This is a genomic window from Pseudolactococcus piscium, assembly GCF_002441695.1.
In the GTDB taxonomy this organism is placed as follows: Bacteria; Bacillota; Bacilli; order Lactobacillales; family Streptococcaceae; genus Pseudolactococcus; species Pseudolactococcus piscium.
Window position 1 is genome coordinate 34,065 of record NZ_JXJW01000021.1, and the last position, 20,112, is coordinate 54,176.

The 20,112-nt window shown below is 40.2% G+C and carries 20 protein-coding genes; 14 read left to right on the top strand and 6 right to left on the bottom strand.

The genetic code is table 11. The annotated features are described in order from the left end of the window. The first annotated feature begins 31 nt into the window (after positions 1-31). Genes gatC through gatB form a run of 3 tightly spaced genes read left to right on the top strand, consistent with a single transcriptional unit; the run spans position 32 to position 3,215 of the window. The gene (gene gatC / locus RU86_RS10100; RefSeq protein WP_047914789.1) at positions 32-325 is read left to right on the top strand and encodes an Asp-tRNA(Asn)/Glu-tRNA(Gln) amidotransferase subunit GatC; all 294 of its coding nucleotides are present in this window, start codon (positions 32-34) and stop codon (positions 323-325) included. Next, complete coding sequence (gene gatA / locus RU86_RS10105) at positions 326-1,768, top strand: Asp-tRNA(Asn)/Glu-tRNA(Gln) amidotransferase subunit GatA (RefSeq protein WP_096815190.1); 1,443 nt, start codon at positions 326-328, stop codon at positions 1,766-1,768. It abuts the gene before it with no gap. A gap of 16 nt (positions 1,769-1,784) precedes the next feature. Continuing rightward, the gene (gatB, locus tag RU86_RS10110; protein ID WP_096815191.1) at positions 1,785-3,215 is read left to right on the top strand and encodes an Asp-tRNA(Asn)/Glu-tRNA(Gln) amidotransferase subunit GatB; all 1,431 of its coding nucleotides are present in this window, start codon (positions 1,785-1,787) and stop codon (positions 3,213-3,215) included. 80 nt (positions 3,216-3,295) lie between these two features. Here gatB and RU86_RS10115 read toward each other — a convergent pair whose 3' ends face one another. Continuing rightward, positions 3,296-3,580 carry a putative quinol monooxygenase gene (locus tag RU86_RS10115; RefSeq protein ID WP_096815192.1) on the bottom strand — a complete coding sequence of 95 codons (285 nt, stop codon included), beginning with the start codon at positions 3,578-3,580 and terminating at the stop codon, positions 3,296-3,298. 234 nt (positions 3,581-3,814) lie between these two features. On the opposite strand from RU86_RS10115, the gene RU86_RS10120 reads away from it, so the two are divergent. Together RU86_RS10120 and polA are read left to right on the top strand one after the other, a co-directional pair. After that, a complete protein-coding gene (locus tag RU86_RS10120; protein ID WP_096815193.1) occupies positions 3,815-4,045 on the top strand; it encodes a DUF6440 family protein in 231 nt (76 codons plus the stop codon). A gap of 122 nt (positions 4,046-4,167) precedes the next feature. Further along, complete coding sequence (gene polA, locus RU86_RS10125; RefSeq protein ID WP_096815194.1) at positions 4,168-6,783, top strand: DNA polymerase I; 2,616 nt, start codon at positions 4,168-4,170, stop codon at positions 6,781-6,783. Positions 6,784-6,835: 52 nt separating this feature from the next. Here polA and RU86_RS10130 read toward each other — a convergent pair whose 3' ends face one another. Next, on the bottom strand, positions 6,836-7,507 hold the full coding sequence (locus RU86_RS10130) for a DUF1129 domain-containing protein (RefSeq protein WP_096815195.1): 672 nt from the start codon (positions 7,505-7,507) through the stop codon (positions 6,836-6,838). Positions 7,508-7,717: 210 nt separating this feature from the next. Between RU86_RS10130 and rpmB the strand changes: the two genes are divergently transcribed. The 4 genes from rpmB to RU86_RS10150 all read left to right on the top strand — a co-directional run bounded on the left by rpmB (position 7,718) and on the right by RU86_RS10150 (position 11,706). Then, positions 7,718-7,906: a 50S ribosomal protein L28 gene (gene rpmB, locus RU86_RS10135; RefSeq protein ID WP_003140443.1), complete on the top strand. Its 189-nt coding sequence runs from the start codon at positions 7,718-7,720 to the stop codon at positions 7,904-7,906. Positions 7,907-8,098: 192 nt separating this feature from the next. Next, positions 8,099-8,461 carry an Asp23/Gls24 family envelope stress response protein gene (locus tag RU86_RS10140; RefSeq protein WP_047914803.1) on the top strand — a complete coding sequence of 121 codons (363 nt, stop codon included), beginning with the start codon at positions 8,099-8,101 and terminating at the stop codon, positions 8,459-8,461. 1 nt (position 8,462) lies between these two features. Next, positions 8,463-10,139 carry a DAK2 domain-containing protein gene (locus RU86_RS10145; RefSeq protein ID WP_096815196.1) on the top strand — a complete coding sequence of 559 codons (1,677 nt, stop codon included), beginning with the start codon at positions 8,463-8,465 and terminating at the stop codon, positions 10,137-10,139. Between the two features lie 208 nt (positions 10,140-10,347). Beyond that, entirely contained in the window at positions 10,348-11,706 is a 1,359-nt protein-coding gene (locus tag RU86_RS10150; protein ID WP_096815197.1) for an FAD-dependent oxidoreductase, read from the top strand. 99 nt (positions 11,707-11,805) lie between these two features. On the opposite strand, the gene RU86_RS10155 is transcribed toward RU86_RS10150, so the two are convergent. From RU86_RS10155 to RU86_RS10165, 3 genes are all read right to left on the bottom strand, one after another. Next, positions 11,806-12,189 (bottom strand): DUF3021 family protein, encoded by a 384-nt coding sequence (locus RU86_RS10155; RefSeq protein ID WP_096815198.1) that lies wholly within the window; start codon positions 12,187-12,189, stop codon positions 11,806-11,808. Between the two features lie 26 nt (positions 12,190-12,215). After that, positions 12,216-12,725 (bottom strand): DUF6622 family protein, encoded by a 510-nt coding sequence (locus tag RU86_RS10160; RefSeq protein WP_096815199.1) that lies wholly within the window; start codon positions 12,723-12,725, stop codon positions 12,216-12,218. Positions 12,726-12,831: 106 nt separating this feature from the next. Beyond that, positions 12,832-13,299, bottom strand: coding sequence for a LytTR family DNA-binding domain-containing protein (locus RU86_RS10165; RefSeq protein WP_096815200.1), 468 nt, complete (start codon positions 13,297-13,299; stop codon positions 12,832-12,834). A 215-nt stretch (positions 13,300-13,514) separates the two neighbouring features. Between RU86_RS10165 and RU86_RS10170 the strand changes: the two genes are divergently transcribed. Together RU86_RS10170 and argS are read left to right on the top strand one after the other, a co-directional pair. Continuing rightward, positions 13,515-14,036 carry an NAD(P)H-dependent oxidoreductase gene (locus tag RU86_RS10170; RefSeq protein ID WP_096815201.1) on the top strand — a complete coding sequence of 174 codons (522 nt, stop codon included), beginning with the start codon at positions 13,515-13,517 and terminating at the stop codon, positions 14,034-14,036. Between the two features lie 184 nt (positions 14,037-14,220). Beyond that, positions 14,221-15,912 (top strand): arginine--tRNA ligase, encoded by a 1,692-nt coding sequence (gene argS, locus RU86_RS10175; RefSeq protein ID WP_096815206.1) that lies wholly within the window; start codon positions 14,221-14,223, stop codon positions 15,910-15,912. A gap of 134 nt (positions 15,913-16,046) precedes the next feature. Here argS and RU86_RS10180 read toward each other — a convergent pair whose 3' ends face one another. Continuing rightward, positions 16,047-16,454, bottom strand: a complete 408-nt coding sequence (locus RU86_RS10180; RefSeq protein ID WP_096815202.1) for a DUF1398 family protein — start codon at positions 16,452-16,454, stop codon at positions 16,047-16,049. A 233-nt stretch (positions 16,455-16,687) separates the two neighbouring features. On the opposite strand from RU86_RS10180, the gene argR reads away from it, so the two are divergent. From argR to mutS, 3 genes are read left to right on the top strand one after another with little or no spacing between them, the layout of a single operon-like run. Continuing rightward, the gene (argR, locus tag RU86_RS10185) at positions 16,688-17,164 is read left to right on the top strand and encodes an arginine repressor (RefSeq protein WP_096815203.1); all 477 of its coding nucleotides are present in this window, start codon (positions 16,688-16,690) and stop codon (positions 17,162-17,164) included. After that, on the top strand, positions 17,145-17,522 hold the full coding sequence (locus RU86_RS10190) for a YlbF family regulator (RefSeq protein ID WP_179296274.1): 378 nt from the start codon (positions 17,145-17,147) through the stop codon (positions 17,520-17,522). The genes argR and RU86_RS10190 overlap by 20 nt, the downstream gene beginning before the upstream one ends. Positions 17,523-17,562: 40 nt before the next feature. After that, positions 17,563-20,061 carry a DNA mismatch repair protein MutS gene (gene mutS, locus RU86_RS10195; RefSeq protein ID WP_096815207.1) on the top strand — a complete coding sequence of 833 codons (2,499 nt, stop codon included), beginning with the start codon at positions 17,563-17,565 and terminating at the stop codon, positions 20,059-20,061. The last annotated feature ends 51 nt before the right edge of the window (positions 20,062-20,112 follow it).

Here is a 20,112-nt window from a genome sequence, read left to right on the forward strand (position 1 = left end):
AGTAAGCTGACGAATAAAAAAGGAGCAATCCATGGAAATTACAAAAGAAGATGTCAAGCACGTGGCACATTTGTCTAAATTGGCATTTGACGAAACAGAAACAGCTGAATTTGCTGGCTCATTAACTAAGATAGTCGATATGTTTTTAAAACTAGAAGAAGTGGATACAACGGGTGTCCCATTTACGTCAAATGTGGCTGATAATATCAACACATGGCGTGAAGATGTTGCGGTTTCAGGCTGGAACAGAGATGAGTTATTTAAAAATGTCCCTGAAACTGAAGATGGCTTTATTAAAGTCCCAACGATTATGGAGGACAACTAAATGACAACGATTAAATCACTCCATGACCAATTGGTCAACAAGGAAATTTCAGCAGTTGAGTTAACAAAAGCAACCCTGAAAAATATGAGGGATCGTGAAGGCAAAGTAGATAGCTTTATCACGATTACAGAAGATCAAGCACTTGCACAAGCAGCGGCTATCGATGCACGTGGGATTGATGCAGCTAATCCAGTATCTGGTATTCCATTAGCGGTCAAAGATAATATCTCAACTAAGGGGATCTTAACGACAGCAGCTTCTAAAATGCTCTATAACTACGAGCCTATTTTCGATGCAACAGCTGTGGAAAAACTGTATAGCAATGACATGATCGTGGTTGGTAAAACCAACATGGACGAGTTTGCAATGGGTGGCTCAACTGAGAATTCAGCCTTTAAACCAACTAAAAATGCGTGGGATCAATCTAAAGTACCTGGTGGCTCATCTGGTGGGTCTGCGACAGCTGTTGCAGCCAATCAAGTGTTGTTATCGCTTGGGTCTGATACTGGTGGGTCAATTCGTCAACCTGCATCATTTAATGGTGTTGTTGGCTTGAAACCAACCTATGGTCGTGTTTCGCGTTTTGGCTTGATTGCATTTGGGTCATCACTTGACCAAATTGGTCCGTTTTCACAAAATGTGACAGACAATGCGCTGTTACTTAATGCGATTTCAGGTCATGATCCTAAGGATTCTACCTCTTCAAAAGTGGCTGTGCCTGATTTTTCATCAAAAATTGGTCAAGACATTAAAGGTCTTAAGATTGCCTTGCCTAAAGAATACTTAGGTGAAGGAATTGATCCAAAAGTTAAAGAACAAGTCTTAGCTGCAGCTAAGCACTTTGAAAAGCTTGGGGCAACAGTTGAAGAAGTCAGTCTCCCACATAGTAAATATGGCGTAGCTGTCTACTATATCATTGCGTCTTCTGAAGCAAGTTCTAACTTGCAACGCTTTGATGGGATTCGTTATGGTTTCCGTGCTGAGGATGCGGTCGACTTAGAAGACATTTACGTTAAGACACGTTCACAAGGTTTTGGTGAAGAAGTGAAACGTCGGATCATGCTAGGGACATTTAGTTTGTCATCTGGTTACTATGATGCTTACTTCAAAAAAGCAGGTCAAGTTAGAACCTTAATCATGCAAGATTTCCAAAAAGTATTTGAGAACTATGACTTAATCATCGGCCCAACAGCACCAAGTGTTGCCTATGATTTGGATACACAAGGTCATGATCCAGTTGCCATGTACTTAGCCGATTTGTTAACGATTCCTGTCAACTTAGCTGGACTACCAGGTATTTCAATTCCTGCAGGTCAGGTTGAAGGATTGCCAGTTGGTTTGCAAATCATTGGTAAAGCCTTCGATGAAGCAACGATCTATCAAGCAGCAGCAGCTTTTGAAGCGACTACTGACTTCCATAAAGCCAAACCACTTATCTTTTAAGAAAGGACTTTGATCTATGAATTTTGAAACAGTCATCGGACTTGAAGTCCATGTTGAATTAAATACGAACTCAAAAATCTTCTCACCTGCTCCAGCTCATTTTGGTGCGGGACCAAATGCCAATACCAATATTGTCGATTGGAGTTTTCCTGGTGTTTTACCAGTTATGAATAAAGGGGTTATCGAGTCGGGAATTAAAGCCTCACTTGCCCTAAACATGGCTATCCATCAAGATATGCACTTTGACCGTAAAAACTATTTTTATCCAGATAATCCCAAAGCTTACCAAATCTCACAATTTGATGAACCAATTGGCTATAATGGCACGATTGAGATTGAACTTGAAGATGGGACTAAAAAGACTTTACGTATTGAACGTGCGCATCTAGAAGAAGATGCGGGTAAAAACACACATGGGACAGACGGCTATTCTTATGTCGATTTGAACCGTCAAGGTGTGCCACTCATCGAGATTGTATCAGAAGCTGATATGCGCTCACCTGAGGAAGCCTATGCTTACTTGACGGCGATTAAAGAAATTATCCAGTATACTGGCATTTCTGACGTCAAGATGGAAGAAGGCTCAATGCGTTGTGATGCCAATATCTCACTTCGTCCTTATGGACAAGAAGAATTTGGTACGAAAACAGAATTGAAAAACTTGAATTCCTTTAACTTTGTTCGCAAAGGGTTAGAATATGAAGTTGCCCGCCAAGCAAAAGTATTACGCTCAGGTGGTGTCATTCAACAAGAAACACGTCGTTATGATGAAAAAACGGGCGAAACGACTTTGATGCGCGTTAAAGAAGGCTCATCAGATTACCGTTACTTCCCAGAACCTGATTTACCACGCTTTGAGATCTCTGATGAATGGATTGATGAAGTTCGTCAAACTTTACCAGAATTTCCAAAGGCGCGTCGTGCCAGATATATCGCTGAGTTAGACTTATCTGACTATGATGCAGCACAACTGACAGCGTCTAAAGAAACAGCTGATTTCTTTGAAGCAGCGATTGCTGCCGGTGCAGATGCCAAACTTGCATCGAACTGGTTGCAAGGTGAAGTGGCGCAATATCTCAATGCTGAGGGTAAAAAACTATCAGAAATCGGCTTAACACCTGAAAACTTGACTGAAATGATCCAGTTAATTTCAGATGGTACGATCTCATCTAAAATCGCTAAAAAAGTATTTGTTGAGTTGGCTAAAAACGGTGGCTCTGCGGATGCCTTCGTTAAAAAAGCTGGCTTGATCCAAATTTCAGACCCAGCTGTTCTAATCCCAATCATCTCAGATGTATTGGCTAAGAATGAAAAAGCGGTCACTGACTATAAAGGTGGCAACAAAAATTCTGCCAAAGCTTTAATCGGTCAACTGATGAAAGCAACAAAAGGACAAGCTAATCCACAAGTTGTTCAAGAACTTTTGTATGCTGAATTAGATAAATAAGTAGCAAAATGGCTAGTAAAAAAGCTCAGGAATCGTGTGTTCACGATCTCTGAGCTTTTTATTTTGTGATGAAAACTTTTTTATTTTCCTGAACTGACCACAACACGGAGGTCTTCAACGAGAAATTGTTTAATCTCACCAGCAAATGTTTTGAAGTGGGCACTTTCGTTATGAGCAGCAATAGCTGTCTCATTTTCCCAGTTTTCGATGATGACAAATTTAGTGTCATCTTTTGGATCAGCGAACAAGTTGTAAAACTGAGCTCCTGCTTCTTTTTGAGAGTGAGAGACTAAGACGTCCATCGCTGCTAAATAAGCATCTCTTTGTTCTTTTTTGATATGGAAAAATACATTAATGACGATCATTTTCGACCCCTTTTCTTAGATGAAAGTTCATTATACAATGTTTCTTAGCAGAAGTAAACTATTTGAAATCTGTTAAAATCAGACGATTTATGATCCTTTTACAGTCTGGTCGTGGTGACAGTGGCTAGGAGGGGTTGCATTTCAAAAGAATAGGAGGTAGACTTATAGATAAGCAGTGCTATGCGCTAGTGCTGATCGCTTAACCGGTTATTCAGAACTGGTAGAAGGAGAATTATGTTGACAAAACAGGAGATAAAAGGCCGTTTTGAGCGGACAACTGGCGGTGCATTTCAAGGCATCGATATCATCACAGATAAAGCAACAGGTGTCCAGTATTTATTGGCTAGTAAAGACACAGGTTGTGGCCTAACGCCCTTGATAGATGCTGAAGGGAAACCTGTGATAGCAGCTAGATCAGAACTGAACACAAAGGCCGTAAGTGATCAAACAATCTCCCCTTTTTGATCAAGGCGTCTTTTGCTGGTCTGCTGCTCACGATAAATCAGCGCGTTTATATCTTTTTCACTAACTCAGTATACTAACACCCATCTTGAATGAGATGGGTCTTTTTATGTTAAAATAGAGACATGACAAATACAGAAAAAAACTTACTCTTAATCGATGGTTCCTCGATCGCCTTTCGTGCTTTTTTTGCACTTTATACACAGATTGATCGCTTTGTTGCACCATCAGGGTTGCATACTAATGCCATTTTTGCCTTTCATACGATGTTACGAAATGTCTTAGATAAGGTGCAACCGACCCATGTCTTGGTTGCTTTTGATGCTGGGAAAACGACCTTTAGAACTGAGATGTTTGCAGATTACAAAGCTGGCCGTGCTAAGACGCCAGATGAATTTAGGGAGCAGATGCCTTTTATTAAGGAAATGCTTGAAGCACAAGGGATTACCCATTATGATCTTGCTAATTTTGAGGCAGATGATATTATCGGCACCTTGGCAACCCAAGCTGAAAAAGCTGGCTTTGACAAAGTCACAGTCGTATCTGGTGACCGAGATTTAACCCAATTAACGACAGAGAAAACAACGGTTGAAATCACGATCAAGGGGGTTGCGGAACTTGAGACCTACACACCAGCTTATCTGAATGAGAAACTTGGCTTAACGACTGAACAATTTATTGATTTGAAAGCCTTGATGGGAGATAAATCAGATAATATTCCGGGTGTGACCAAAATCGGTGAAAAGACGGGTATAAAACTCTTGCTTGAGTATGGGTCTTTAGCAGGTATCTATGATCATGTTGATCAGATGAAGACCTCTAAAATGAAAGAGAATTTGATTAATGATCGTGAGCAAGCCTTCCTATCAAGGGAGCTTGCAACGATTGATTTGGATTCACCTATCAAAATCGGCCTTGATGACACCCTCTATCAGGGGGCTGACTACGATAAACTCAAAGCATTCTATAAGGAAATGGGCTTCCATAAATTCCTAGAAGACTTGGAAGGTGTGACAGAAAAAGTTGTTGAAGTCATTGAGTTTACTGTGATAACCGATAAACCAAGCCCTGATATGTTCCATGAGGATCAATTCTTCTATCTAGAAATTTTAGGAGATGACTATCATCGGGATGAGATTATTGGTTTTGCCTGGGGAGATGACAAACGGATCTATGTGGCCAAAGATACAAGCCTACTAGCAGATATTTCTTTCCCTAAAAATACATTTGACTTCAAGAAAAATAAAGTCTTACTAGCACGTCAAGGGATTGATTATCCACTGGTTAGTTTTGATACCATGTTGGCCAAATATCTTTACTCGACGATTGAGAATAACAAAATCTCAACCATCGCCGATTTGTTTGGCTATGATTTAGCTGATGATGAGTTGGTCTATGGTAAGGGGGCCAAGCGAGCTGTGCCAGAAGATGCTGTCTTATTTGATCATCTGGCTAGGAAAATAGCTGCCCTTGTTAAGACGAGAACACCATTAGTGGATAAATTACGAGAAAATGACCAAGAAAAACTCTTGTCTGATATCGAATTGCCCCTAGCAAATGTCCTGGCTAAGATGGAAATCACAGGAATCAAAGTGTCTGGTGGTGTCTTAAGCGAGATTGGGTTAGAAAATGAGCAAGTCATCAAGGCCTTAACGGCAGAAATTTATGAGCTTGCGGGTGAACCATTTAATATCAATTCTCCTAAGCAGTTAGGCGTCATCTTATTTGAAAAAATGGGCTTACCTGTCATCAAAAAAACAAAGACGGGTTATTCGACAGCTGTTGACGTACTTGAACAACTCGCAGCTCAAGCGCCGATTGTAGATAAAATTTTAAAATTCCGTCAGATTTCTAAAATTCAGTCTACCTATGTGACCGGACTCCTAGGTGAAATCATGGCAGATGGCAAGATTCATACACGCTATGTCCAGGATTTGACGCAAACAGGTCGTTTATCTAGTGTCCAACCGAATCTACAAAATATTCCAGTTCGTTTGCCCGAGGGACGTAAAATTCGTAAAGCCTTTCTACCGGAAAATGCAGACTCAGTTTTGTTATCAAGTGACTATTCACAAATCGAGTTGCGCGTGTTGGCCCACATCTCAGGAGATGAACATCTGATTTCAGCCTTCCAAAAAGGGGCTGATATTCATACGTCAACAGCCATGCGTGTATTTGGGATCGACAAACCAGAAGATGTGACAGCAAATGATCGTCGCAATGCAAAAGCGGTCAACTTTGGTGTAGTTTATGGCATCTCAGACTTTGGTCTATCCAATAATCTTGGTATTTCTAGGAAAGCAGCCAAGACCTATATCGAGACCTATTTTGAACGGTATCCAGATATCAAAAGCTACATGGAAAATAGTGTTCGAAGTGCTAGAGATACAGGTTTTGTCGAAACGCTCTATCACAGACGCAGAAATTTACCAGATATCAATGCTAGAAATTTCTCTGTTCGCTCATTTGCTGAACGGACGGCGATTAATAGCCCGATTCAAGGCTCAGCAGCAGATATTCTTAAAGTAGCGATGATTAACCTGGACAAAGCCTTAAAAGCCGGTAACTATCAGGCTAAGATGTTACTTCAGGTACACGATGAAATTGTCTTAGATGTACCTAATGAAGAACTTTCAGAGATACAAGCACTCGTGAAAACAACGATGGAAAATGCGATTTCTCTCGCTGTTCCTTTACTAGTTGATGAAAATAGTGGCAAAACGTGGTATGAAGCTAAATAGGTATAAAAAAAATCAGACTGCCAAGTCTGATTTTTGCTATGTTGTTAGGCGCTTACTTCCTAACAGGTTGGGTTGCCATAGCAGATTTGATATGGTATTTGCGTTTAAGTAGATACCTACCACCAAGAGAAATCAAGCCTATTGCTAGTACGATATAACTATTTAGCGCAATATTGATTGTTTTAGGTAATAATGACGTTAGCGTGAAAAGGGCAATCCAAACGAGAAAAGTTAGGGTTAAAAGGCCGATCGCTTTAAATCCAGGTCTTTTTCTACCTTCGCTCTGTGGTTTATAGACAAGGCGGTACATAAGATAGATGACAAAACCAGCAGCTAGGCTCATGGTAACCAGTGTGATGATACCATATACGATGGCACTTTTGCTAAAGAGGGACATCACACCGTTTAAAATGGCGATAAATCCGAGCATTAAGAGGGAACTATCAAGCCACATCAAGACAGGTGTTTCATTGCTGTTGTTATCCACTTTACCGCTGTTTTTATTGGCGATTTTTGGCGCATATTTTGCAGTGAACTCCGAAGGCGTACCTAGAATATCCTTAGCAAGAATCCGTTGCTCCTGCGCTTCGACAATCTGTGGGAGAATTTCAGATAAAATGACCTTAATTTCCTCGTCTGATTTGCCCACTTTAACAAGTTCACGTGTGATCACATGAACATATTCACTATTTTTTGCTGTTAACTGTTCGATATAATTTTCCATATCCCTATTCTAACAGAAAAAGTAGCATTTTTCATTACTATATTGAAAAAATGATATCGGTTTCATGTAAGCTATCCCGCTTCTTTTACATACGAGACTGAACGTATAAAAATAAATCTTTAAAACGACTTGATTTTAAGCCAAAACATGGTATAATGTTCTAGTATGTTATGAAATGACTAACAAAAAAAACTCGAGGAGAAATATATCATGGCTAAAGTATGTTACTTTACAGGTCGTAAGACTTCATCAGCTAACAACCGTTCGCATGCAATGAACAAAACGAAAAAACAAGTGAAACCAAACTTGCAAAAAATTAAAATCGTTGAAAACGGCAAAGTTAAATCAGTATGGGCATCTGCTCGTGCACTTAAAAACCTTTCAGTTGAACGTGTTTAATTAGTATAAAACTGCCGTGAAATGACTTCACGGTTTTTTTATTGGCTAGAGTATGATAAAATGAGGAAGAGAGCATTCATTAGTGATCACTTTGTTTAAGTGAGTTAGTCCGATGGATGACTAAAAATATGCGCGCCGCTTTTAAGTTAAGTAGGCTTGTTGATAATTTAGAGTGTAAAGCGAGGGAAAATTATGTCTGTGACAATTAATACAAAAAATGGAACAGTTGAAATTGAGAATGATGTTATTTCAACAATTGTTGGGGCATCAACGACTGAGATTTTTGGTGTGGTCGGTATGACAAGTAAACATGCAGTGAAAGATAATTTCAAAACACTGTTACGCCAAGAAAATTATGCTAAGGGTGTTGTGATTTCAGCAACAGATAATGGCGTTGATGTTGACATTTATGTGATTGTATCATTTGGTGTTAAAATTTCTGAAGTGGCAAAAAATGTACAAGAGCGCGTTAAATTTAATTTGGAGAACCAACTGAGCGTGACAGCAAACTCAGTTAATGTCTTTGTACAAAATGTGAAAGTGGTGGCTGATTAATATGGGAAATACAATTAATGCTGGCCAGTTTAAGGAAATGATACAGGCGGCTAGTACACGCTTAAATAGTCGTGCTGAATATGTCAATTCTTTAAATGTTTTTCCAGTACCTGATGGTGATACTGGCACAAATATGGGCATGACGATCACAAATGGTGCCAAAGCTGTTTCTGATAAGCATGCCGAAACTGTAGGTGATGTGGCAGCAGTTTTATCTAAAGGGCTTCTGATGGGGGCGCGCGGTAACTCAGGTGTTATTTTGTCTCAAATTTTCCGTGGTTTTGGTCAAGTCATCAAAGATGAAACTGAATTCACTGCAGAAAACTTAGCAAGTGCTTTTCAAAATGGGATGGAAGTTGCTTACAAAGCAGTCATGAAACCAGTTGAAGGCACGATTTTAACGGTTGCTCGTGGTGCTGCAGCGTTTGCTGGTAAAAAAACGACTGAATCTGATGATGCGATTGACGTACTTAAAGCAGCACTTGAGGGTGCTAAGGTTGCACTAGCTAAAACGCCAGATATGTTACCTGTCTTAAAAGAAGTTGGCGTTGTTGACTCAGGTGGTCAAGGCTTAGTCTATATCTTAGAAGGCTTTGTTGCAGCTGCAACAGGTGAATACCTAGATTCAGAAGAGTTCCAAGCGACACCTGCTGTTATGGATGAGATGGTAAATGCAGAACATCATAAATCAGTAGCAGGGCATGTGGCCACTGAAGATATTAAGTTTGGCTACTGTACGGAAATTATGGTTGGCTTAGGTCAAGGACCTACTGTAACTAAATCTTTTGACTATGATGAATTCCGTAATTACTTAAATGAAATCGGTGATTCATTACTTGTCGTCAATGACGATGAGATTGTTAAAGTCCATGTCCATACAGAAGACCCTGGTATTGTCATGCAAGAAGGCCTGAAATACGGGGCTTTGGTCAAGGTCAAAGTTGACAACATGCGTGAGCAACATGATGCGCAAGTTATCAAGGAAGCAAACGCGCCTACAAAAGCAGCTGAAATCAAGGAATTTGGTGTGATCGCCATTGCTGCCGGAGAAGGATTAGCCAAAATTTTCAAAGATATGGGTGTTGATTACGTGATTTCTGGTGGTCAAACGATGAACCCATCAACTGAGGACATCGTGAAAGCAATCGAACTTGTCAATGCGCGTAATGTCATCATTCTTCCAAATAATAAGAATATCTTCATGGCAGCGCAATCAGCTGCAGATGTTGTTGACATTCCTGCCAAGGTCGTTGAATCTAAGACTGTATCACAAGGATTGACAGCTTTATTAGCTTTTGAAGGAAATAAAACCTTAGCCGAAAACGTAGCAGATATGACTGAAAACTTATCAGAAGTGATAAGTGGCCAGGTAACGAATGCGGTTAGAGATACAGCTATCGATGGGCTTACAATTCATGAAAATGATTGGCTTGGTATGATCGATAACAAGATTGTGATATCAGATAAAGATATGTTAGGTGTCTTAACCGAAACTTTCTCTAAAATGATGACTGACAATGAAGACGCAGAAATCATTAGCATCTACATTGGTGCTGATGGGACGCGTAAGTTAGTTGACAAACTAAGCAAAACGCTTGAAGCTAGCTATCCAGATGTTGACATTGAAATTTTTGAAGGTGGACAGCCTGTTTACCCTTATCTATTTTCAGTTGAATAAGGTAGATAAACAGATTAAGAATCAGGATATCCTGGTTCTTTTTGTCTTGTCAGCCATAAAGTGAGGTCTAAATCAAGACTAAGGCATGACAAAACAATAAACAAAATAGTTGAAATCGATTTGTGCTTCTTGTATTCTTAAGTAAGAAAGCGTTTTATTTACTGAATCGTCAGTATAAGATGGCTACTAAATAAATAAAGGAAAAAACATGAAAGTTATTATAATCGGCGCAAGCCACGGTGGTCACCAATCAGCATTGGAGTTACTAGACAAGCATCAAGGTGCTGATGTGACGATTTATGAAAAGGGAGACTTTGTCTCATTCCTATCATGTGGCATGCAATTGTTCTTGGAAGACAAAGTATCAGGTGTTGATGATGTGCGTAACTTCCGTCCGGAAGATATCGAATCGCGTGGTGGTAAAGTGAAGTCGCAGCATGAAGTATTAAGTTTTGATGCGGCTAAAAAAGAAGTGACTGTCAAAAATCTAGCTACGGATGAAATAGTTACAGATACTTATGATAAACTGATTTTGTCTTCAGGTGTGACACCTGCAGCACTGTCAGTTCCAGGTGCAGACAAAGAGAATGTTTTCTTCATGAGAGGCCGTGCTTGGGCGCTCAAAATTAAAGAAAAAATGCAAGACGCAGCAGTTAAAGATGTCGTTGTGATCGGGTCAGGTTATATTGGTGTTGAGGCAGCAGAAGTCTTTGCTAAAGTAGGTAAACATGTCACAATTATCGATATGATTGATGATGTGCTTGGTAATTACCTAGATAAAGAATTAACAGATATTCTAGCACCAGTCTTCAAGAAAAATAATATTGATCTCGCATTAGGTGAAACAATCTCTGCCTTCACGGGTGATACAGCAGTTACTGGTGTTGAAACAGCTAACGGTGTTATCGATGCAGATCTTGTTATCGTTGCGGCAGGTGTGACACCAAATACAACTTGGCTTGAAGGACTTGTAGACTTAGAACCTCGTGGTCAAATTAAAGTAGATGCTTACTTGCGGACATCTGCTCCAGACGTTTATGCTGTGGGAGATGCGATTCTGCCATTAAGTATTGCAAGTGGCAAACATGCACCAGTTGCCTTAGCATCATCAGCACGTCGTGAAGCCCGTTATGTCATCCGTAACATCGACAAAGCAACACCGACTGAAACATTCCGTGGTGTCTTAGGCACAAGTGCTTTGAGTGTTTTTGACTATAAATTTGCTATGACTGGCTTGAACAACTTTACTGCTGAACGTTCAGGTGCGCGTGTAACAGGTAGCTTCTTCACAGATACATTACGGCCAAGCTTTGTGACGAATGATGGGAATACAGACGTCTATGTCAAATTGAACTTTGACGCTGACACACACAAAATATTGGGTGGTCAAGTGATGTCAACTTATGATGTGACCGCACATATTAACACCCTTGCCTTGGCCATTACGACAGGTTTAACTTTAGAAGATCTTGCAGAAGCAGATTTCTTCTTCCAACCTGGCTTTGACCGTCAATGGTCTCTCTTGAACCTAGCAGCACAAGCTGCATTAGGCGAAACTAAATTCTAATCAGTTAAAATAATAGCAAAAACACCTCTGGTGGTCATGATGTGACCGCAGGGGTGTTTTATTGCGTCAGGTTTTAGATATCTGACAGGACTAACAAACTTAGTACTTGTTGTTCAGTTTTTCTAGTTGCTGATTCAGTTCTTTTACTGTGACTTTTGTATTCACCGTCGCAACGATGTAGGCTAGTAAATAAATGAGGAAAATACTGACCAGTAAGTGACTGTAACTACCAGAAAATCCCATCATTTTGTTGGCTACGATCACAAAAATATTAACTGTTAGATAATGAATGAGCAAGCAAACCATGAAATTCAACGCATCGACATTAAAAATATAACTTGATATGCCAACGAAAATAGAGAGCAGAAACACGTAAACAATAGCAGTGATGTCTACGACAGCACCATTGTTGAATAAGAGGACTAATAAGTAAATAAAAGAACCGATGCCTAGGGCTTTGAAACTGCGTTGGATTATATCCATTTGATTGTTCCTTGCTATAAAATGTATTATGCGAGTAGGCGTGACTGAGCACGAATTGCGCGAATAGTATTGCCGAAAAATAGGCCAACAGTAAAGCCTGCGATGATGCCATAGCTGATATTAAATGAGACCTGACTATATAATGCAGGCTGGGCAGATAAGAGGACATTTAAGGCATACTTGATACAAAAATTGATGATCATGATACATAATGGTATCTGACTACCTGTTTGCATTAGCACAGTATGCTCGACATAAAAGGTCTTGTTGCGGTAGATATAGAGGCTAGCAAAAGCGCCAAAAGTTAAAAAGATCAGGTAGCATGGGATTAAATAAAGTGGATAGCTAAACTTTGTAGCAATCGTGTCCACGCTCCATAAAATGAAGATGGCTGGCATGAGACAGGATTTGCCGACAGACACCTCAGTGTCTTTTAAGAGGGTTATCCCCTTCTTGATGATGATCAGTAAGACGATCCAAACCCAGATGGGCGTGTGTGTGATGATTGACAGGACTAGTGTGTATAACTCAGACATGAATAACCTCTTTTCTTTTATGTCCCAATTATAGGCAATCGGTGCATAAAAAGATATAGGGTTTCACACATGTTGCGTTAATTGCGACACTTCAGGTAAAAAAGATTTAAGAAGCTTTGCCTAGATAGTCCTTAAATGCCTTGATATATCTTCGGCTAACCACTAATTTCTCGTTAGTAGACAGTTTGATCAGTAAATTGCCGCCGATATTCGTCTCAACTGACTGTACTTCATAAATATTAACGGCATTGTTTTTAGAAATTTGTATAAAGTTACTCGGTAATATATCCAACATTTTGATAAACGATTTCTTGAGCCAGTAAGTCCCGTCTGTCGTATATAAGCAAATGTTTCTATCTACGTAATCAATATACAGCACATCGGCATACTTGATTTTGTGCTGTGTATTTTCGTGCAAATCTGTTACCAGAATGGTTGCACTGGATTGCGTTAGCATGCTGATGACTTTATCAATCGTTGCATTAAGAGAAAATAAGTTGAAAATCACAGATTCTTGATCTGATTGATTGGTTAATTGGTTAATTTTGATTTTGATATGTTCAGCTACGGTCATTTTTGTCACCTTTTCAATAGGAGTGCCCTATAAATCCTGTATGTGTATTGGCTTATTAGTTAAGTATACTTTATTTTTTAAAAAAAGTTAACCGATGATCTATCAAGTAAAAGTATTAAAATAAAATAGACAGTTAGGTTAATACTTATTAGTATACTTTTTCTTTTTTGAAGTGTAAACTATAAGATAGACGACATAAAAAGAAAGCAGTAACTATGAAGATATTAGTTCTTATCGCCCATCCCAGCCTATCGACATCGCGATTCAATCAAACTTGGAAAATCGCATTAGCTCATCATGAAGTGACTGTGCATGATCTCTATGCCAGCTATCCAGATGGGAAGATAGATCCTCAAAAAGAGCAAGACTTGTTGATCCAGCATGACCGTATCGTTTTTCAATTCCCCCTGTATTGGTACAGTACACCTGCTTTACTTAAGCAGTGGCAAGATGAGGTGTTAACCTATGGCTTTGCTTACGGCTCAAAAGGAACATACTTACAAGGTAAGGAGCTGATGCTAGCTATTTCCGCAGGGTCATCTGAGGCAGACTATCAAACAGATGGCCGTAAAGGGTATACCATGACTGAGGTATTGCGTCCGCTTGAGATGATGAGCCAACTATGTAGCTTGGTCTATACTCGACCATTTATCGCTTATGGCGCTAATGAGGCAACTGATGAGGAAGTGAAGCAAAGTAGTAAAGAAATGATTGCACATATTTTAAAAGTAAATTAGGTGATATGTCCCTCAAAATATAACTGTTTGAAATTAAGTATGGCCTGCTTGATTTTTTTGTAGCCATTTCTTAATCAGGTCATCTCCTGTATCTTCACAACTAGAAAGACTGTATTTGCTACCCTACAAGCACTAAAATATGGTAAAATAAAGTAAATACTCTTTTGAAGGACATGTGATAATGATAAATGATAAACAACTAGCAGCGCAAGCATTGGCGGCTGTTTTGGATAACGCACTAAGTGAAGCAGAAATTACGAGCTTACTTGAAACACCCAAAAAATCAGAGATGGGTGATTTGGCCTTTCCTGTTTTTTCATTGGCAAAAACATTACGCAAAGCACCAAATATGATTGCCCTTGATCTTGTGGAAAAAATAGCGACAACTGGTTTTGAAAAAGTGGTTGCAACAGGACCTTATGTGAACTTTTTCTTGGATAAATCGGCTACAGCGACAGCGGTCTTGTCAGGTATTCTTACCCAGGGCACGGCTTATGCAACCCTAGCTAAAAATGGGGAGAATGTCGCAATTGACATGTCTTCACCAAACATTGCCAAACCTTTCTCTATCGGTCATTTGCGCTCTACGGTCATCGGAGATGCGCTTGCTGAAATCTATAGCAAAATCGGCTATAAACCGGTTAGGATCAATCACCTGGGAGACTGGGGCAAGCAGTTTGGCATGTTGATTGTTGCCTATAAAAAATATGGCAACGAAGCAGCGATTCGTCAAAATCCGATTTCTGAATTGTTGAAACTCTATGTCCAGATCAATGCTGAAGCAGCTGAAGATCCTACGGTCGATGAAGCGGCGCGTGAGTGGTTCCTAAAACTGGAAAACGGAGATGCGGAAGCACTGGCATTATGGCAATGGTTCCGTGATGAATCACTTGTCGAATTTGATCGCATTTATAAAGAATTAGATGTGACATTTGATAGTATGAATGGCGAAGCGTTTTATAATGATAAGATGGATGAAGTCATCGATATCCTGTCTGAAAAACAGCTTTTGACGACATCAAATGGGGCAACGGTTGTTGAACTAGAGGGATTTGAAAATCCTGCTTTGATCAAAAAATCTGACGGTGCAACGCTTTACATTACCCGTGATTTAGCGGCTGCCCTTTATCGTAAGCGGACTTACAACTTTTCGAAATCACTTTATGTGGTCGGTCAAGAACAGTCTGGACACTTTAAACAACTCAAAGCAGTGCTTAATAAAATGGCCTACGACTGGTCTGATGATATTCATCATGTGCCATTTGGCTTGGTCACAAAAGATGGTAAAAAATTATCAACGCGTAAAGGGAACGTCATCTTATTAGAGCCAACAATTCAGGAAGCGGTCAAACGTGCTGCTGCACAGATAGAAGCTAAAAATCCCGATTTAGCTAACAAAGCAGCAGTTGCACATGCTGTCGGAGTTGGTGCCATTAAATTCTATGATTTGAAAAATGAACGCCTAAATGGCTATGATTTCAATCTAGAGGAGATGGTCTCATTTGAGGGAGAAACTGGTCCTTACGTCCAATACGCACATGCACGGATTCAATCTATTCTCAATAAAGCTGCCTTCAAACCTGAGGCAGTACTTGGCCAAACCTTATCACTTTCGGACGATGAGAGCTGGGAAATCATCAAACTCTTGCAAGCTTTTTCTGATGTGATTGCCAGAGCCGCGAGAACGTTTGAGCCATCAGTTGTTGCTAAATATGCAATTAACTTAGCGCAAGCCTTTAACAAATATTATGCACATACGCGTATTTTAGAAGAGAGTGACGAAAGAGATGCACGTTTGTCACTTGCCTATGCAACCGGTGTTGTCTTAAAAGAAAGTCTCAGACTTTTAGGTGTTGAAGCACCAACAGAAATGTAAGATGATAAGCTAGTTACCTGTAGTGTTAAGCTGTAGATGACCGTTTATAAAGTCTGATCATCACCATAATAAAGAAACTCCCCCAAGCTATATGAGAATAGTTTGGGGGAGTTTCTTTGCTTTAGTGATGGCAGTCATGTGATTGGGAGGTACCCCTCTTGATAGTGTGTGTTGTCAGCAGCATAATAAGTAACAGAGCGATGGGTGAAATCGACAGTATACACCACTACACCAGCTGACCAGATATTTTTGAGAAAAGCAGGGAATGTCGTTTGACCTGCTTGATCTAGTTTTAAAGCCTTGATTAGCGCAGCTTTATTAAACGGTGGGCATGAGCTAGGTGCTTTGATTAAAGATGTGCCAGGGATGACTAGTGCGTCATCACTGGTAAAATAAAAGCTATCACCTGAAGGCAGATACCAGGTGTTTTTTAGAAAGCCCGCTTGTCGTAAACAGTCAGCTAGATAAGGGAATCCCCCGACTGCTGGCCGTATTTTTTGAGACTTCTCCATGGCTTGTTGTAATTGCTGTTCAATTTTCATTTTTGGCTCCTTTCAGGATTAAAGATAAGCTAATGATATAGCTATTAAACCATATTTTGAAGGGAAATACACGGGATATGCTATGGTTGGCAAGCATCACTCAGGACTTAACTTTTTTTAACAGGTGAAGGTATTGCTCATGCACTATTGTAACTTTTGTGATTACCATTTTTAAATATAGCGTTTTCAGTTGTCTATTGCGGTCTCAAGCGGTTAAATGGTATAATGGGCTTATGAAGAAACAAGACCGTCAAGAGATTATTCGCGAATTAATTCGTAATAATAAGATAGATACACAAGAAGAATTATCACAGCGCCTGATTAAAGTCGGTGTGACGACAACACAAGCTACCTTATCCAGAGATATTAGAGAACTCGGCATCATTAAGAATCGCTTTGATGAAGGGAATTTTTATACGCTCTTTGAACAGGCTGATAGTGCGGAAAATAGCGGGTTTATCAGAGCCAGCATGAGTTTGTCAGATACCTTATCTGCTTATGTATCAAGTGTCAGCAGGGCTGTTTTTATTATCATCGTGCATACAGGCCTAGGGGAAGCTGATTTATTGGCAACTGCTATAGATGGCTCAGGCCGTCCAGAGATATTAGGGACGATTGCAGGTGCAGATACCTTACTTATCACTTGTCAAGATGAAGCAAGTGCAGCAAACTTTGAAAGAGAAATACAAAATGCCATCCAATCAAACTGATCGTGCCTTAAGTGACTACGATCTCACAGTTAACAGCCTCTTGAGTAAGTTAGCACAACATCCCACAGTGATACAATTCCAGGCTGCTGAAAGCAAATTAAAAGCAACAAGTGCGCTCTATGCCCTTGAGGTAGAAATGAAAGCATTAGCCAAAGATGCTGTGCTATATAAGAAAATCGGCAAAGTCAAAGCCTATCAGGAAACGATGGCACGCTCAAAAGTGGTTGAAGCACAGCTAAATAATGAGCCAATACTCATCGATTACCGACGGAAAATGACGGCTGCTAACGAGCTATTACAGCATCTCTTACAAAATTTAGAAACACAGATTAACGAGGAACTTCATCGTGAAAATTGACAACACACAGGCAAAACCGGTCGAGAAAATCTCACCGGGTATGAAGCAGTATCTGGATATTAAGCAAGACTATTCAGATGCTTTTTTACTATTTCGGATGGGTGATTTTTATGAACTCTTTTATGAGGATGCTGTTAAGGCAGCACAAATTCTTGAGCTGACTTTAACGTCACGAAATAAGAACTCTGAAAATCCGATTCCGATGGCAGGCGTCCCGCACCATAGTGTCCAACAATACATCGATACCCTGATTGATTTGGGGTATAAGGTTGCGATTGCCGAACAGATGGAAGACCCTAAGCAAGCTGTTGGCGTTGTCAAACGTGACGTTGTCCAAGTGATTACACCTGGGACTGCTGTAGATGCCTTAAACACAGACAAAGCCAATAATTTTTTAGTGGCGATTGATCAAAATCAAACAGGCTATGCGTTGAGCTATCTGGATTTGGCCACGGGAGAATTTTTTGTCACATCTCTGCCAGATTTTGAGACAGTTGTAGATGAGATAGCCTCTCTTAAAGCTAGGGAAGTTGTCGTCGGCTATGACCTAGCAGACAGTCAGCGTCAGGTACTTGAAATCCAGCTAAATGTCTTGGTGTCATCTGAGCAAACAGGGTTTGATAATGCTGAGCTTGTTAGCGACACACTAGCCGTATTAGAAATTGCAGTAGCGTCTAAGCTATTAAACTATGTGATGACGACACAAAAACGTCAGTTAAGCCATTTACAAGCGGTGCAGCATTATGAGATAAAAGATTTTCTCTTGATGGATGCGGCCAGTAAGAGAAGCTTAGACTTACTCTATAATGCACGAACGGGTAAGAAATTTGGTAGTCTTTATTGGTTGTTAGATGAAACCAAAACGGCCATGGGCACACGGATGCTAAGGATGTGGATTGATCGACCTTTAGTAAGTGCAACTGCTATTCATAAACGTCAAGCGATCAGTCGGGTCTTCTTAGATCACTTCTTTGAGCGATCAGATTTGACAGAGACACTTAAGGGCGTTTATGACATAGAGCGATTGGCCTCACGTGTTTCATTTGGGAAAGCTAATCCTAAGGATTTGCTACAGTTAGCACAGACCCTATCAAATGTACCCGCGATTAAGACTGTCCTGACTCAGATGGCATCTGCCGAGCTTGAGACCTTAATCTCCCAATTAGATCATATGCCAGATTTACTTGAGCTGATTACTAGCGCGATTGACGAGCATGCTTCTGCAAGCATTACAGATGGCAATATCATCAAAAATGGCTTTAATCAAACCTTGGATGACTACCGGGTTATCATGCGTGATGGGACGAGTTGGATCGCTGAACTTGAGGGTAAAGAACGCTTGAATTCAGGGATTAATAATCTTAAAATCGATTATAACAAGAAAGATGGCTATTTTTTCCATGTCACCAATGCCAATCTGACACAAGTGCCAAGTCATTTCTATAGAAAAGCAACCTTGAAAAACTCGGAGCGTTACGGGACTGAGGAACTAGCACGTTTAGAAAGCCAGATGTTGGATGCGCGTGAGAATTCTGCCAGTCTGGAATATGATCTCTTTCTTAAAGTACGTGATCAAACTGCTGCCTTCATCTTACGCATTCAAAAATTAGCTAAAGTCATCGCTGAAATTGATGTGCTCCAATCCTTAGCAGTTGTTGCTGAAAATAACCACTATATACAGCCTATTATCGCCAAAAATGGCCAAACGATCAATATTTTAAATGGGCGTCATGCAGTGGTCGAAAAAGTGATGGGTGCACAAGAATACGTACCGAATTCTATCGTGTTTGATCAGGATACGATGATCCAGTTGATCACAGGCCCTAACATGTCTGGTAAGTCGACTTATATGCGTGAGTTAGCCCTGACTGTGGTCATGGCGCAGATGGGCAGTTATATCCCAGCTGATCAAGTAGATCTACCGATTTTTGATGCCATTTTCACAAGAATTGGTGCTGCTGATGATCTAATCAGTGGGCAGTCAACCTTTATGGTGGAAATGATGGAGGCCAACCACGCCATTCGTCGAGCAACTCAAAACTCATTGATTTTATTTGATGAATTAGGTCGTGGCACAGCAACCTATGATGGCATTGCCCTAGCCCAATCGATCGTTGAATATATTCATGAACGTGTGGGGGCAAAAACACTATTTGCAACACACTATCATGAATTGACAGCACTTGAAACGTCCTTAGCAAACTTAAGAAATGTCCATGTGGCGACCTTAGAAAAAGATGGAGAAGTGACCTTTCTCCATAAAATCGAATCAGGTCCCGCGGATAAGTCATATGGTATCCATGTCGCCAAAATTGCTGGTTTACCAGCAGATTTACTTGATCGCGCTAAAACCATCTTATCCGAATTAGAGACGGATATGCCAAATCAGCCGCTAGTTCAACAAGCGATTGAACCAGAGCAATTAGCACTTTTCCAAGAAACAGATGAACTTGCAGCAGTAATCAAGCAAATTGATGTGATGAATCTCACACCGATGGAAGCCATGAATCAGCTCTATGAGCTTAAAAAAATGGTGTGAGGTTTCTACATAAACAAAAAAATGGCTCTATAATAAATCGTGTGGGAAATA

Coding starts and splice junctions, on each gene's coding strand:
- RU86_RS10170 (WP_096815201.1), top strand. CDS start 13,515: ATGAAGATATTAGTTCTTATCGCCCATCCCAGCCTATCGACATCGCGA.
- RU86_RS10115 (WP_096815192.1), bottom strand. CDS start 3,580: ATGATCGTCATTAATGTATTTTTCCATATCAAAAAAGAACAAAGAGAT.
- argR (WP_096815203.1), top strand. CDS start 16,688: ATGAAGAAACAAGACCGTCAAGAGATTATTCGCGAATTAATTCGTAAT.
- RU86_RS10140 (WP_047914803.1), top strand. CDS start 8,099: ATGTCTGTGACAATTAATACAAAAAATGGAACAGTTGAAATTGAGAAT.
- mutS (WP_096815207.1), top strand. CDS start 17,563: ATGAAGCAGTATCTGGATATTAAGCAAGACTATTCAGATGCTTTTTTA.
- gatB (WP_096815191.1), top strand. CDS start 1,785: ATGAATTTTGAAACAGTCATCGGACTTGAAGTCCATGTTGAATTAAAT.
- RU86_RS10120 (WP_096815193.1), top strand. CDS start 3,815: ATGTTGACAAAACAGGAGATAAAAGGCCGTTTTGAGCGGACAACTGGC.
- RU86_RS10130 (WP_096815195.1), bottom strand. CDS start 7,507: ATGGAAAATTATATCGAACAGTTAACAGCAAAAAATAGTGAATATGTT.
- RU86_RS10180 (WP_096815202.1), bottom strand. CDS start 16,454: ATGAAAATTGAACAGCAATTACAACAAGCCATGGAGAAGTCTCAAAAA.
- RU86_RS10145 (WP_096815196.1), top strand. CDS start 8,463: ATGGGAAATACAATTAATGCTGGCCAGTTTAAGGAAATGATACAGGCG.
- RU86_RS10165 (WP_096815200.1), bottom strand. CDS start 13,299: ATGACCGTAGCTGAACATATCAAAATCAAAATTAACCAATTAACCAAT.
- RU86_RS10190 (WP_179296274.1), top strand. CDS start 17,145: ATGCCATCCAATCAAACTGATCGTGCCTTAAGTGACTACGATCTCACA.
- gatC (WP_047914789.1), top strand. CDS start 32: ATGGAAATTACAAAAGAAGATGTCAAGCACGTGGCACATTTGTCTAAA.
- RU86_RS10155 (WP_096815198.1), bottom strand. CDS start 12,189: ATGGATATAATCCAACGCAGTTTCAAAGCCCTAGGCATCGGTTCTTTT.
- polA (WP_096815194.1), top strand. CDS start 4,168: ATGACAAATACAGAAAAAAACTTACTCTTAATCGATGGTTCCTCGATC.
- RU86_RS10150 (WP_096815197.1), top strand. CDS start 10,348: ATGAAAGTTATTATAATCGGCGCAAGCCACGGTGGTCACCAATCAGCA.
- rpmB (WP_003140443.1), top strand. CDS start 7,718: ATGGCTAAAGTATGTTACTTTACAGGTCGTAAGACTTCATCAGCTAAC.
- gatA (WP_096815190.1), top strand. CDS start 326: ATGACAACGATTAAATCACTCCATGACCAATTGGTCAACAAGGAAATT.
- RU86_RS10160 (WP_096815199.1), bottom strand. CDS start 12,725: ATGTCTGAGTTATACACACTAGTCCTGTCAATCATCACACACACGCCC.